This window comes from Desulfotomaculum sp. OF05-3 (assembly GCF_003435535.1).
Classification (GTDB): domain Bacteria; phylum Bacillota; class Clostridia; order Lachnospirales; family Lachnospiraceae; genus Pilosibacter; species Pilosibacter fragilis.
The window spans coordinates 122,025-136,076 of record NZ_QWGO01000001.1; the positions used below are offsets into that span (position 1 = coordinate 122,025).

Genomic DNA, 14,052 nt, shown 5'->3' on the forward strand with positions numbered 1-14,052 from the left:
TCATTACCTCCACCAGATACTCATTGCGCTTAAAAATGTAAAGATCAGCAGAGTCGTTCCGAACACCATCTGGAACACCGCCGCCGTTCTTCTCCGCCTCTCCCGTTTTGCCCGGGACAGCCAGTATTTTCCTGTGACCAGATTTAAAACTGCCGCCAGGAAAAATATCGCCGGAAAGAGGAACATATACCTCTCCGTGTCAAGGAACGAGATAACTGCCATCACCACCACAGCGATGCCGATGATGATGTGCATGGCATCAAGAGCCATGGACTCGCTCCTGACTTTTCTTCTCTTATTGTTTTCCGCCATATTTCAGCGTTCTCCTCATATTTTCTGCCGGATCTGTCGTTTTCCCAGGATCAGCCGTGCTGCCTGGTACTTTTCCAAGACTTCCGATGTGCTGCCACGCTTCCCTATCCTATCGTCAGCCTGTCTGAAAAAAGTTCATGGATCTTCCCCACGATATCGTCCGGCGTGTAAACCTCGTAGACTTCCATCTGCATCTTTTTCGCGAACACTTCCAGGACTGCCCCGTAGAGATCCCTGTAATCCCATTCCGGCTGCAGCCGAAGCTTCCTGGCAAGAAACGGAAATATCTTCTCCGTGTATACACGATAGCCTGTGAGCTTTACAAACTCATGTTCCTTTACATAAGGTCTCAGCCACTCCTTAAACATGTCAAGTTCCGACATGATCCTGCCAAAATAATACGCCTCGGAATATGGCATGTCAAGATAATATTTCCTTCCGCAGAGTCCGTAGAGGAATCTCAGCCCGTCAAAATAGCCGAGCTTCATGTTTTTCCTCGTTCTCGCACTGTCAAATTCCAGGATCCCGCCGAGATTTCTTCTTGGCGCGATCTCGTGGACCGTCACGTCCTCCGGGATATCCATGAACCTTCGCCGGTCCACGCCGATCCCATAGAGGCGGATCACGATGATATCCTTATATCCCCGGTCCGTCAGGAGATCCACCGGCACATTGTTGACGCTGCCGCCGTCAAGATACGTCTTTCCACCCAGCTTTTCCTGCTTAAATCCTGGGAAATAGGCGCTGGCCATCATTATATCCTTTATGGTCCCCAGAGGTGCTGCCTTTACATCGAAGTCCTCCTCTTTCCGGTCCGTGACTGAAAAGGACGCGGCGCAGAAATCCCGTGGTGAGCGCCTGATCCGCTCCTCATCCACCGTCTCTTCCAGAAGTTTTTTGAGTGGGGCGATATCGAGCCCCCTGTCTGAAAACAGCCGTCTGAATTCTGCCGCCGCGTCGGTCACTTTCATGGATCGCACGCCAAATTTCTTTAATTTTCCGATCATGGAATCGTCCACATTGAACACGGTGGAGTAGGTCATATTTCCCCAGATCTCCTCCGCCTTCCCGAGATCATCCATGCAGATCAGGGCGCCGTTTAACGCCCCAACGGACGTTCCCGCGACACCCTTTATCTTCATGCCGGCTTCCCGGAGCGCTTTCCAGACACCGATCTGGTATGCGCCCCTGGCACCGCCGCCCTCTAAAACGATTCCATATTCCTTTTCAAGATCAATTCTCAGTTTCACTCTTTTTTGCGATCTCCGTTACACTTGTCACAAGACCTGCGAGGGATTGGATCTCAGACGGGATGATGATCTTTGTTGCCTTGCCGTCTGCCGCCTTCGCGAACGCCTCAAGACTCTTTAACTGCAAAACTGTCTGGTCTGCTCCGGCTTCCTTGATCATGCGGATACCATCGGCGTTCGCCTGCTGGATCTTGATGATCGCCTCCGCCTGGCCTTCTGCCTCGCGGATCCGTTTCTCCTTCTCCGCCTCCGCGTGAAGGATCGCTGCCTGCTTATCTGCCTCCGCGTCGAGGATCGCGGACTGTTTCTTACCCTCTGCCACGAGGATCGTGGACTTCTTCTCACCTTCCGCGCGAAGGATCGCCTCACGGCGCTCACGCTCTGCCTTCATCTGTTTCTCCATGGCATCCTGGATCGCTGCCGGCGGAATGATATTCTTTAACTCCACACGGTTTACCTTGATGCCCCACGGGTCCGTGGCAACATCCAGGGCGGAACGCATCTTTGTGTTGATGGTCTCACGGGAAGTTAAGGTCTGGTCGAGCTCCAGGTCACCGATGATGTTTCGAAGCGTGGTGGCTGTCAGATTCTCGATGGCCATGATCGGGTTCTCAACACCGTATGCGTAGAGCTTCGGGTCTGTGATCTGGAAGAACACGACCGTATCGATCTTCATGGTGACGTTATCCTTTGTGATCACCGGCTGCGGAGCGAAGTCAACGACCTGCTCTTTTAAGAGGACCCGCTTTGCAACGCGGTCAATAAACGGAACTTTGAAGTGGATTCCCACATTCCATGTCTCAAGGTACGCGCCGAGTCTCTCCACTACCATCGCCTGTGCCTGGGGCACGATGCGGATGCAGGAAACGAGGATCAGCAGAATGATAAAGATCAGTACTAATACTAAAATTGTTGGCATATTTATGTCCTCCTTTATGTTTTTATGGGGGATTATCTTTATCCCCCATTTTTTTCTTCAGCCCATTCATATTACTATGAGCAAGCCGGAAACTTTTTATCAGTTCCTATTCTCTGTTTCTGGAATCATCTCCACAATGAGCTTCACGCCCCGGACTTCCTTTATGACCACATGGGTCCCCACCGGGATCGTCACCGCTTCATCCGCGGATCTCGCCGTCCACTCCTGGCCGTCGATGACAGCGGCTCCGGACGGCTCATTGTTGTCGATTTTTTTGATCACTTTTGCCTTTCTTCCGATCAGCCCGTCCACATTCGTCTTCACGGTCTCCCGGTTGACGAACCGGATAGCGAGCGGTCTTGTAAAGAGAAGAAGGACAAACGATACGATCAGGAACACCACAAGCTGCGACTGCACGGAAAATTCCAGTACCGCAGCAAAAAACGCGAACACAGCCCCGCCCGCAAACCAGATCGTCGTAAGCGCCATGGTCGCCGCCTCGATTCCGATCAGAATTACAAAGGCCACCAGCCATCCGATCATATCCATAAAATCACTCCTTTATGCGCGCCGCTGTCTTGCCGTCTCAAACATCAGGATCGATGCAGCGATGGCGGCATTTAACGACTCCACCTTTCCGGCCATGGGGATCTTCACCCAGGTGTCTGCCATGTTGGAAAGCTTTTCCGTCAGCCCGTTTCCCTCATTTCCGATCAGGAACGCCGTATTACCAGTATAATCTTCCTGCTCGTAATTATTCTTTCCTGCGAGATGGGCCGCAAATACCCGGATCCCCCGCGCTTTCAGATCCAGAACGGTCTGCTCCAGATCGTCCGTGTAGAAGAACGGGACACGGAATACGGATCCCATGGTGGAACGGATCACCTTCGGGTTGTAGATATCCACAGTATCACGGCTCATAATGAGTCCCGTGATCCCCGCGCCCTCTCCGGCTCTCAGGATCGTTCCCAGGTTTCCTGGATCCTGAAGATTTTCCAGCACCATCAGATGAGCTGGACGGTCACTCTTTAAGAGCTCGTCCATTCCGTAGGAAAACTGTCTGACAAGTGCCAGCACACCCTGGGGCGTCTGCGTGTCGGACATCACCGCAAACACAGAGTCGCTGACAAGTTCGTATCCCGGGTACTCCGCAAGAATTGCGGCATTCTCCGGATTTTTCGCGAAAGTTTCAGAAACATAGATACTTTTAACCTGATCCTTCGGGAGCTCAGCGGCCATCCGCACTCCCTCGACGACGAAAAGTCCCTGCTCATTTCTCGCTCTCGCTTTTTTCTTTAATTCAATGACTGCTTTTACCTGGTCATTTTTTGTGCTTGTGATCATCTCCCTTCCTCCGGGTCAAGTTTCTCCACTTCATCCATCCAGATCCGTCTCGCTGCGTCGCTCGGCATTCTGAGATCACCTCTCGGAGAAACCGCAACAGATCCGACCTTCGGGCCGTCCGGCAGGCAGGAACGCTTGAACTGCTGTGCGAAGAACCGGCGGTAGAAGGTATTTAACCACTTGTAGATCACCTTGTCCTCGTAAACTCCCGCGAAAGCGATCTTCGCCAGGCGGTAGATCTTCGCCGGATGATAACCGTAACGGAGAATATAATAGAGGAAGAAATCGTGAAGCTCGTAAGGTCCGACCAGGTCCTCCGTCTTCTGGGAGATCTTTCCGTCCTCCGGCGGCAGAAGCTCCGGGCTCACCGGGGTATCGAGAACATCGTTGAGTACATCTGCCAAGGCCTTGTCGCCGCAGGTATCCGCGTAGTAGCGGACAAGATGACGGACAAGCGTCTTCGGAACAGACGCGTTCACGCCGTACATGGACATGTGGTCGCCGTTGTAGGTCGCCCAGCCAAGAGCCAGCTCAGACATATCTCCTGTTCCGATGACCATGCCGTTCGTCTTGTTCGCAAGGTCCATGAGGATCAGGGTGCGGTATCTTGCCTGGGAGTTCTCGTAAGTCACATCATGGATCGCCGGATCATGTCCGATATCCTCGAAGTGGGTGGAAACTGCTTTTCTGATATTTACCTCTCTTAATGTCGCGCCCAGCTTCTTTGTGAGTGTGACTGCGTTGTTGTAGGTTCTGTCCGTAGTTCCGAAGCACGGCATCGTGACGGAGAGAATATTTTCTCTCGGAATGCCCAGCATATCGAAGGCTCTCGCTGTGACAAGAAGTGCCAGGGTGGAGTCGAGTCCGCCGGAGATTCCTACAACTGCGCTCTTGGCACCGGTGTGGGCGAGACGTTTCTTTAAGCCCATGGCCTGGATCGTTAAGATCTCCTCACAGCGGGCGGTTCTCTCTTTCTCGTTTGACGGAACGAAAGGTGCCGGATCGACATAGCGTTTTAATGTGAGCTCCGTTTTATTTAAGGTGAAGTCCATGTAATCATAGTCCTCAGTCTCCGCACCCGGCTGACATGTGGTCATTCTTCTTCTCTCGTTTTTAAGTCTGTAAAGATCGATGTCCGCCGTGATCATGCCGTTTTTGAAACGCTCGGATTCCGCAAGGATATTTCCGTTCTCGGCAATGATATCATGTCCGCCGAAGACGAGGTCCTGGGTGGACTCGCCCTCTCCGGCATTGGCATAGATGTACGCACATACGAGGCGGGCAGACTGTCCGGCGATCAATGTCTCACGGTATCCCGCTTTTCCTGTGGTCTCATCGCTGGCGGAGCAGTTTGCGATCACGGTAGCTCCGGCTTTCGCGTGGGAGACGCTCGGTGGATCCATCGTCCATACGTCCTCGCAGAGTTCTGCGGCGACTATGAGTTCCGGGATATTCGTGCAGCGGAACAGGATCTTGCTTCCAAACGGGATCAGGCTCTCTCCCCACTCTACCACATCCGGTTTTACCGGACCCGGGTTGAAATGGCGTAGCTCATAGAATTCAGAATAGTTCGGAAGATGTCTCTTCGGAACAAGGCCTAAAAGCTCGCCATCCTTGATGGCAGCCGCTACGTTGTAGAGTTTTCCGTCCTTCATCCACGGAAGTCCGATGAAGGTCAGCATATCCATATCCTTTGATGCGTCTAAGAGCCATAAGAGTTCTTCCTTCGCCTGATCGATCAGGGTGTCCTGCAGAAACAGGTCACTGCAGGTGTATCCGGTGAGACCGAGCTCCGGGAACACCAGGATCTTTACATCCTGGGATGCTGCCTCCTGCATCATCTTCCAGGTCTGTTCCCGGTTAAACACAGGATCTGCAACCTTTAAATCTGGGGTGGCCGCCGCCACCCGGATAAATCCGTCTTTCATTTTTGTTCTCCTTATTACATTCCGACTTTGATAGCCGCGCTGCAGCGCAGAATTTCAGTCAGTTTGGGAATATATGCCGTTATACAACAATTCAGTCATAAACGGGCTTTCTATTGTTTTGAAAATTTCCGTATGGCTGAATGATTACTTTTTATTATACACTTTTTTTCTGAAAAGGGCTATGGATTTTCATCTGTTTAAGAAATATTTCATGAATAGTCCGACCATGCGTCAGTCTGGCAAATATGTGTGCGCTGCACTCTTGCCTGCATAAGCACTCACATTCGCTGAACTGCATACGGGCAGCGCTTAAACGGCGAAAGGCTGTGCTCCCCCACTGAGCACAGCCTTTCATTCACGTACAATTTCCTTGCATTATACAGTTCCTCGAAATTGATACCCCTTCAATTTCAATGCTTATGCAGTATAACAAAATATTACCGGAAATGCTATGGTAAATATAGTTAAATTTGCACAATTTTATTGTATATATTTACTATCTTCCGCACAAATGTCCGCTGGGGAAAAGCAGATTCGTTGTTTTTACAAAAAAACAATCTATTCTATGGTGGTTCTGCCCAGTGGAATTGGAACTTTGTATACAGTACGCATTTTCGGCGGTTTGCAGGCCGCAGGTATCTCCCGTATAATTTCATGTTTTTTTGAAATAATATCTGCAAAATATCGTCTGAAGGAATCACTCCCCCTTCACGTGACTCATGACTGCCCCTTTCGATTATTGATCACCGGGTCTGCTTTTTAAAAGAAATGTACCTTGGCACATTCTCGCACCGAGCGCGGTCGCTTGCAACACTCTACATCATCATAACTCTTGAAAGGACATGATATCCATGAACATTTCATCCAATTTCGATCAGAACATCTCCCGCTTTCACGAGATCCTGGATGTCCAAAAAAACTTCGATATCGTCTACCACACTCTCACTATTGCGGACAAAAAAGCCTGCCTGTACTTCATTGACGGCTTCACAAAGGACGAGATCCTTCTGCGCCTGATGCAGGATTTCGCCTCCGTAAAACCGGACTCGTTCCCATCATCTGCCCATGATTTCGCAAAGCAGTACGTCCATTACGGCGAGACCACCGTGGAGACCGATGATAAAAATATCTTTACACAACTCCTCTCCGGCCTCTCCTGTCTTTTAATCGACGGGTATGACCGGGCAATCCTCATCGACTGCCGTACTTACCCGGCCCGCGGGGTCTCGGAGCCCGAAAAAGACAAGGTGCTCCGAGGCTCCCGGGATGGCTTCGTGGAAACCATGATCTTCAATACCGCCCTGATCCGCCGCCGGATCCGGGACGTGAATCTCACGGTGGAGATCATGCAGACCGGAGAAAGCTCCCACACAGACATTGCGATCTGCTACATGAAACGTCGTGTGGACGAGGACCTGCTAAATAAGATCAAGTACCGCATCGAAAATCTGCATGTAGATGCTCTGACTATGAATCAGGAAAGTCTGGCAGAATGTATCTTTCCCCACAAATGGTTCAACCCGTTCCCAAAATTCCGTTTTTCTGAACGTCCGGACACGGCTGCGGCGTCTATTCTGGAGGGAAACATCGTCATCCTTGTTGACAATTCCCCCGCCTGCATGATCCTGCCGTCCTCAGTCTTCGATATTATCGAGGAGGCAGATGACTACTACTTCCCGCCAGTGACCGGAACCTACCTGCGTCTCTCCAGGATGACAGTCTCCTTCCTCACCCTGTTTCTGACCCCGGTGTGGCTTCTCTTTATGCAGAACCAGAACTGGATCCCAGGCTGGCTGGAGTTTATCAAGCTGGCGGATGACATGTATGTGCCGCTGATCTTCCAACTCCTGATCCTGGAATTTGCCATCGACGGCCTGCGCCTCGCCGCTGTCAATACGCCCAGCATGCTGACCACACCGTTAAGTGTTATCGCCGGTATTGTTCTCGGTGAGTACTCCGTAAAATCCGGCTGGTTCAACCCGGAGACGATGTTATATATGGCCTTCGTCACCATCGCCAACTACTCCCAGGCAAGCTTCGAGATGGGTTACGCGCTAAAATTCATGCGTGTGATCCTGCTGATCCTGACCTCCCTCTTAAACGTCTGGGGCTTCATCCTCGGCACCGCCATCGCCGTCTGCTCCATCGTATTCAACCGCACCATCGCCGGAAAGAGCTATATCTATCCGCTGATCCCGTTTTCGTGGCCGGAGATCAAAAAGCGGTTTCTGCGGGGACGGCTGCCGCATACAGAGAAAAGCCAGCGATGAATCGTCTTAAAAAAGAATGTGCCTTTTGTGCAATGGGGAATTCCTCGGAATTTCTTATTGCACAAAAAATCCGTGTCCTGCAGATTTCGTTATGCAGGGCACGGATTTCTTCAATTGTAAACATATCAAATCTTTAACGACCACTTACTGAGATCCCAAACCTTTGACACCAGTCCGTCATAGAACTCCGGCTCGTGGCAGATGAGGAGGACTGCTCCTTTGTACTCCGAAAGTGCTCTCTTAAGCTCGTCCTTCGCATCCACATCCAGATGGTTCGTCGGCTCGTCGAGAAGCAGAACGTTGGTCTCCCGGTTCATAAGCTTGCAGAGGCGGACCTTCGCCTGCTCACCACCGGAGAGGACGCGGACCTGGCTCTCGATATTCTTTGTAGTCAGGCCGCACTTTGCAAGGGCAGATCGGACTTCGTACTGGGTGTAGGACGGAAACTCCTTCCAGATCTCCTCGATACAGGTCGTCGTATTTCCCGGTGCCATCTCCTGCTCGAAGTAACCCGGGAACTGATAGTCACCGACCTCAACGGTTCCGGAGATCGCCGGGATCAACCCCTGAATGCTCTTTAAAAAGGTAGTTTTTCCGATACCATTCGCACCAATGACCGCGATCTTCTCGCCGCGCTCCATGAGGAAATTAAGCGGTTTTGAAAGTGGTTCATCATAACCGATCACAAGATCCTTCGTCTCAAAGATCAGTTTTCCGGTTGCCCTTGCATTCAGGAAATGGAACTCCGGCTTCGGTTTTTCCTTTGCAAGCTCGATGACCTCCATTTTGTCCAGCTTCTTCTGTCTCGACATCGCCATGTTTCTCGTCGCAACACGGGCCTTGTTTCTCGCAACGAAATCCTGAAGCTTCGCGATCTCCGCCTGCTGGCGGTTGTAAGCTGCCTCCAACTGGCTCTTTTTCATCTCGTAGACTTCCATGAACCGGTCATAGTCACCCACATAGCGGTCAAGCTTCTGGTTCTCCATATGGTAGATCAGGTTTACCACGCTGTTTAAAAACGGGATATCGTGGGAGATCAGGATAAAAGCGTTCTCGTAATCCTGAAGATACCGCTTCAGCCACTCGATATGCTGTACATCCAGATAGTTTGTCGGCTCGTCGAGGAGCAGGATATCCGGCTTCTCAAGAAGAAGTTTTCCGAGGAGGACCTTCGTTCTCTGTCCGCCGGAGAGCTCGTCAACGTCCTTGTCAAGACCGATCTCGTCGAGGCCGAAGGCGCGTCCGATCTCCTCCACCTTGGAGTCGATAATGTAGAAATCATGTGCCATCAGAAGATCCTGGATCGTTCCCAGCTCCTCCATCATGGCGTTCATCTCATCCTCGGACGCATCTCCCATCTTCGCGCAGATGTCGTTCATCTTCTCCTCCATCTCAAAGAGGAAGGAAAAGGCACTCTTAAGCACGTCGCGGATCGTCATACCCTTCTCAAGCACGGTATGCTGGTCTAAGTAGCCCACACGGACATTTTTTGACCACTCAACCTTTCCCTCATCCGGCATCATCTTCCCGGTGATGATATTCATAAATGTGGACTTTCCCTCACCGTTTGCTCCGATGAGACCGATATGTTCCCCCTTTAACAGGCGGAAAGAAACGTCCGTAAAGATAGCCCGGTCTCCGAAACCATGGCTCAGGTGTTCTACATTTAAAATACTCATAAAACTTCTTTTATTCCGGCTTTTCCTTAAAATTCAGCCGTTTTCCCTTTCTCCTGGGACCCCAGGTAAACCTATATAACTGCAAGCAAGCTCGCGTCGGACTTCAGACCTTTTGACCCTCAGTACTCCAGTCCTTAAAGGATGCCGGCGTCAGTTCCGTCATCATCGTTCCGATCAGGACCATGGAGAGAGGAGTTGTGCATCTTCATAAAATTTTCTATCTGTTCCCTTATTTCCAAATACACGAAGTCCAAAAAAGGCTGTGCAGGGAACAGCGTTTCCGCCGCCTGCACAGCCCTTTGCTGCCCTCTCGGGATTAAAATTATTCGTCTACGCTATAGTTCGGAGCCTCTTTTGTGATGTGGATATCATGCGGATGGCTCTCGCGGAGTGCGGCTGCGGAGATCTTAACAAAATGACTGTTCTCCTGAAGCTCTTTGATATCATGAGCACCGCAATATCCCATACCGGCACGAAGACCGCCCAGCATCTGGAATACGGTATCCTCAACGAATCCCTTGTAAGCGACACGTCCTTCAACGCCTTCCGGAACAAGCTTCTTCGCGTTCGACTGGAAGTAACGGTCCTTACTGCCGTTCTCCATAGCGGAAATGGATCCCATTCCACGGTAAACTTTATATTTTCTTCCCTGATAAAGTTCGAAGTCTCCCGGGCTCTCATCGCAGCCCGCGAACATGGATCCCATCATGCAGACATTACCGCCGGCTGCGAGAGCCTTTGTAACATCTCCGGAATACTTGATACCGCCGTCGGCGATGATCGGAATACCGTACTCCTTCGCAACTGCATAGCAGTCCATAACCGCAGTGATCTGCGGAACACCGATACCTGCAACGACACGTGTCGTACAGATCGATCCCGGTCCGATACCAACCTTGACAGCGTCAACGCCGGCCTCGATCAGGGCTCTTGTAGCCTCACCCGTTGCAACGTTACCGGCGATTACCTGAAGATCCGGGAATTTCTCCTTGATCATCTTTACGCAGTTGATAACGTTCGCAGAGTGTCCGTGCGCAGAGTCGAGAACAACAACATCGACCTTTGCATTTACAAGGGCTTCCGTTCTCTCAAGAACATTTGCTGTGATTCCGATTGCAGCACCGCAGAGAAGTCTTCCGTGGTCATCCTTTGCGGAGTTCGGATACTTGATCTGTTTCTCGATATCTTTGATCGTAATGAGTCCTTTTAAGTTAAAGTTTTCATCTACGATCGGAAGCTTCTCGACTCTTGCCTTTGCAAGAATGCGCTTTGCTTCTTCCATGGTTACGCCTTCTTTAGCTGTAACCAGATGCTCGGAAGTCATGCACTCTTTGATCTTCTTGGAATAATCTTCCTCAAATTTCAGATCACGGTTTGTGATGATTCCGACGAGCTTTTTACCCTCAGTGATCGGAACACCGGAAATGCGGAATTTTGCCATCAGCTCATCTGCATCTTTTAATGTATGTTCCGGGGACAAATAAAATGGGTCTGTGATTACTCCGTTTTCAGAACGTTTTACCTTATCTACCTCTTCAGCCTGCGCCTCGATCGACATGTTTTTGTGAATGATACCGATTCCGCCCTGTCGCGCCATAGCGATCGCCATGCGGTGCTCAGTAACGGTATCCATGCCGGCACTCATAAATGGAATATTGAGTTTGACTTTCTTTGTCAGGTGTGTTGAAACATCAACCTGATTTGGGATTACTTCAGAATATGCAGGTACAAGGAGCACATCATCAAATGTAATACCATCACCAATGATCTTACCCATTTTATGGTTCCCTCTCTTTCTTCTGTTTTATTATGTTTAAAAAAAATATAACTAAAAACCGTCATAACGTCAGTTCCAGTTATTACTGTAGAGTATAACAGCTTTGTCGAATTTTAGCAACAGGCAATTCATATAATTTTTTTGCGATTTTATATTATTTTTACTTATAAACATACAGAAAATTTCTTTATCCTTCTGTCATTTTCCAACGTATCTTTCGTTTTCTTCCAACGGCTGCGTTTTCCCTCCGGATGATCTACCTGTAATCCTTTAATATCTCCAGGAATTCCCGGTTTTCTTCATGGGAGCGGACGCAGATCCTGTAGAATCGTCTGTCAAGCAGTCTGTAATTCCTGCATGACCGGATCAGGATCCCCCGTTCCAGAAAATATTCGTACAGCCAGGATTCCTGACCGGTCTTGAAATCCTTAAACAGGAGGAAATTCGCGTCCGAGTGGAATACCGTGAATCCCGCTTTCGTCAATCCGTCAGAAAGATACTGCCGTTCTTTCGCCACCGTCTCCCGCATCTTTTTCAAAAAAGGGATCCGTTCTTCCGAAAGTGCCACATATCCCGCTTCCTGAGCCGGGATTGAAACACTCCAGGGCTGCCAGTTCGTCTCCATCCGGTCCAGGAGTTGCCTGCTCGTACAGAATCCATATCCCAGCCGCAGTCCCGCCATGGCATATGTCTTTGTGAATGCCCGGAGAAGAAATAAGTTTCCGCCATGTTCCGGTCTTCCGGTCTCCCATTCAAGAAATTCACGGATACAGCCGCAGCTTCGCTCCTCATCAAGGAATTCCACGAAGCATTCATCCAGAACCAGCAGAATCCCATGTTTCTTGCAGTGGTCTAAGATTCTACAAAGATCTGCCTGCCGGATCATGGCCCCTGTGGGATTCGCCGGAGTGCATAAAAATATGATCTCCGGCTGCTCTGTTCTCAAAAAATCCAGAAATTCCGATACGTTTAAGAAAAAAGATTCCGCCTCTTTTAAATAGAAAAAAGCGATTTCTGTCCCACAGGATCTCAACGCCGTTTCATACTCCGCGAAAGATGGCGCAGGGATCACTGCCTTTTTCGGCCGTACCTCCTGTACCAGCCGGAAGATCAATTCCGCCGCCCCGTTTCCGAAGATCATCTGATCTTCCGGGACACCGGTAAGCTCTGACAACCGTCCCCGCAGGTTTTCGCATGAGCTGTCCGGATATCCTGTACAGAAGGCAATGCTCCTCTGGGCTGCCTCCCAGACAAAATTTGGCATTCCCAAGGGATTTACGTTGACCGAGAAATCCAGCTCCACATTCCGGTTCCGGTAGATATCACCGCCGTGTCCGTACTCCATCATGTCTCACCGCCCTTTAAAGCCATCGGGATCCCGCAGACAACGCGGCATACCTTCACCGCCCGCGCCGCCAGATACTGGCAGGCGTCCCCACTCATCTCCCGCCACAGGCGGTCTGTTTTATCGATGGGAACGATTCCGCAGCCGATCTCGTCGCAGGTGATGACTGCGTTGGGATTCTTCTCAAGGATCATATCCAGATACCGGTACATGACCTCTTCGATCCGGATCTCGATATCTTTCGTCTGCACTCTGACCATCTTTGTTTCTCCGGCAGATGTTCTTTCAGCCGGATCCCTCACAGCTTCAGTTCTCTCATTGATTTCACTGCGGATACTGTCGCAGAACACTCTGTCATCCTCTCTCTTCGCGTCATACTCACCCAGTACTGTGTCTATCAGCCTTCGAATATAGATATGAAGATTCAGAACAGCCTCCGAATCAAACGCGTCTTCCAACGGTGACTGTTCGCCGTCTGCCACAAGAATGAAGCGGTTTTCTTCCGTCACCGCCTCACGCATCGCAAGGTTTGATTTCCCCTGATACGCGCCTCCTACAAAAAGCCTGATCCCTCTCTGACGATCCACAGATCGATCCGTTCTTCTCTCTTCCACTTCCGTATCTTCCCTCTTCTTTTTCTTCACCATCACCGGCTCACCGCAGATCACCTCGTACACTTCATCCGACTCCCCGGCCAACGCACAGTTGATTCCGCCCAACAGCTTCCGGTACGCTTCCGTCTCCTCCGAGTACGGCCCCTGATCCCCGGACACATCATTTGTCACGACTACCAGAAAGTCCGCATTTTTTCTGATCATCCTGATTCCTTCCAATATCCGTTCCATCGCGCCATTCTCCGGATCTTCCATGTCCCGGCGGTACATCTCGTTCGCCGCAAGGTTGGAAACACACTCTAACAGACACCGGCTCCTGGCAGGGACCTCCGCCTTCAAAAGGTCCACAGGGCACTCGATGGTCATAAAATTCTTTTTTTCCCGCATTTTGCGGTGTTTTCGGATCCGCTCCCTGCACTCCTCGTCCCAGGCGATCATGGTTGCAAGGTAACAGGACGGCTGATGGCGCAGATCCGTTTTCCGGGCGCCGCCGCGCATCGATTTTCCGGCGGCTTCCGCCATCACCTCTTCTTTCTTTACCTGTTCTACGATCAGGGTCTCTGCAAATGCGGACTTTCCGCTGGAGCTTCCCCCATTTATCAGGATCATCATAT

At 50.5% G+C, this 14,052-nt stretch carries 11 protein-coding genes; 1 reads left to right on the top strand and 10 read right to left on the bottom strand.

The features are described from left to right. Nucleotides 1–3: 3 nt before the first annotated feature. From DXA87_RS00515 to DXA87_RS00540, 6 genes are all read right to left on the bottom strand, one after another. The gene (locus tag DXA87_RS00515) at nucleotides 4–312 is read right to left on the bottom strand and encodes a DUF6637 family protein (protein WP_015554881.1); all 309 of its coding nucleotides are present in this window, start codon (nucleotides 310–312) and stop codon (nucleotides 4–6) included. 104 nt (nucleotides 313–416) lie between these two features. Beyond that, nucleotides 417–1,562: a patatin-like phospholipase family protein gene (locus DXA87_RS00520; RefSeq protein ID WP_117502968.1), complete on the bottom strand. Its 1,146-nt coding sequence runs from the start codon at nucleotides 1,560–1,562 to the stop codon at nucleotides 417–419. Beyond that, nucleotides 1,546–2,481 (bottom strand): SPFH domain-containing protein, encoded by a 936-nt coding sequence (locus tag DXA87_RS00525; RefSeq protein ID WP_015554882.1) that lies wholly within the window; start codon nucleotides 2,479–2,481, stop codon nucleotides 1,546–1,548. Before DXA87_RS00525 ends, DXA87_RS00520 begins: the two co-directional genes overlap by 17 nt. 99 nt (nucleotides 2,482–2,580) lie before the next feature. Further along, entirely contained in the window at nucleotides 2,581–3,030 is a 450-nt protein-coding gene (locus tag DXA87_RS00530; RefSeq protein WP_015554883.1) for an NfeD family protein, read from the bottom strand. Between the two features lie 12 nt (nucleotides 3,031–3,042). Beyond that, complete coding sequence (locus DXA87_RS00535) at nucleotides 3,043–3,825, bottom strand: RNA methyltransferase (protein WP_117484326.1); 783 nt, start codon at nucleotides 3,823–3,825, stop codon at nucleotides 3,043–3,045. Next, nucleotides 3,822–5,753, bottom strand: a complete 1,932-nt coding sequence (locus DXA87_RS00540) for an NAD(+) synthase (RefSeq protein WP_117502969.1) — start codon at nucleotides 5,751–5,753, stop codon at nucleotides 3,822–3,824. The genes DXA87_RS00535 and DXA87_RS00540 overlap by 4 nt, the downstream gene beginning before the upstream one ends. Before the next feature lie 851 nt (nucleotides 5,754–6,604). Here DXA87_RS00540 and DXA87_RS00545 point away from each other — a divergent pair. Further along, nucleotides 6,605–8,023, top strand: coding sequence for a spore germination protein (locus DXA87_RS00545; protein WP_117502970.1), 1,419 nt, complete (start codon nucleotides 6,605–6,607; stop codon nucleotides 8,021–8,023). Between the two features lie 125 nt (nucleotides 8,024–8,148). On the opposite strand, the gene DXA87_RS00550 is transcribed toward DXA87_RS00545, so the two are convergent. The 4 genes from DXA87_RS00550 to DXA87_RS00565 all read right to left on the bottom strand — a co-directional run bounded on the left by DXA87_RS00550 (nucleotide 8,149) and on the right by DXA87_RS00565 (nucleotide 14,050). After that, nucleotides 8,149–9,702, bottom strand: a complete 1,554-nt coding sequence (locus DXA87_RS00550; protein ID WP_117469872.1) for an ABC-F family ATP-binding cassette domain-containing protein — start codon at nucleotides 9,700–9,702, stop codon at nucleotides 8,149–8,151. Nucleotides 9,703–10,024: 322 nt separating this feature from the next. Next, nucleotides 10,025–11,479, bottom strand: coding sequence for an IMP dehydrogenase (gene guaB / locus DXA87_RS00555; RefSeq protein ID WP_117469874.1), 1,455 nt, complete (start codon nucleotides 11,477–11,479; stop codon nucleotides 10,025–10,027). A gap of 256 nt (nucleotides 11,480–11,735) precedes the next feature. Continuing rightward, a complete protein-coding gene (locus DXA87_RS00560) occupies nucleotides 11,736–12,827 on the bottom strand; it encodes a histidinol-phosphate transaminase (RefSeq protein ID WP_117502971.1) in 1,092 nt (363 codons plus the stop codon). After that, on the bottom strand, nucleotides 12,824–14,050 hold the full coding sequence (locus DXA87_RS00565; RefSeq protein WP_117502972.1) for a bifunctional adenosylcobinamide kinase/adenosylcobinamide-phosphate guanylyltransferase: 1,227 nt from the start codon (nucleotides 14,048–14,050) through the stop codon (nucleotides 12,824–12,826). The genes DXA87_RS00560 and DXA87_RS00565 overlap by 4 nt, the downstream gene beginning before the upstream one ends. Between the last annotated feature and the right edge of the window lie 2 nt (nucleotides 14,051–14,052).